Origin of the sequence: Pseudoalteromonas sp. S4492, assembly GCF_005886115.1 — a bacterium.
Classification (GTDB): Bacteria; Pseudomonadota; Gammaproteobacteria; order Enterobacterales; family Alteromonadaceae; genus Pseudoalteromonas; species Pseudoalteromonas gelatinilytica.
The window spans coordinates 1-382 of the sequence record NZ_PNCP01000298.1 but is presented as its reverse complement, the minus strand read 5'-3'; the positions used below and the strand labels follow the sequence as shown (position 1 = coordinate 382).

1 protein-coding gene is annotated in these 382 nt (G+C 60.7%); it reads left to right on the top strand.

The features are described 5' to 3' along the window. Positions 1-33: 33 nt before the first annotated feature. A partial coding sequence (locus CWC28_RS21630) for a hypothetical protein (protein WP_138625775.1) occupies positions 34-382 on the top strand: 349 nt, incomplete at its 3' end.

The following is a 382-nucleotide window of genomic DNA, read 5'->3' as shown; positions in this document are numbered from 1 at the left end:
CTGGCAGCCCAGGTCCCCTCTCCGAGAACCCTCGTGGAAACAACGCTCGAGGATGTGAAACCCAAGCTGAAGATCACCATGTGTGTCGCACAGGCACGTCTGCCAACGCGCCGCCATGTCTGGAACGAAACTCCTATTCGGTTGGGCGCTGGTGTCGTGACCCTGAGCTATGCCGGTATCGAGATACCCCCAGAGGACGGAGAGGTGCCCCAGGGGCTGCGCGATGGGCAGCGGTTGACGATACCACGTGATCAACAGGCGGAAATCGCGCTGATTCGCGCCATTCCGCCAGGCATGGTCACGTTGGAAGAACTCGCCGCGCACCACGATGTACCGGATGGGTTGGAGTTGCCCTCGTGGAGCTTGCTGCTGCCGATAGATA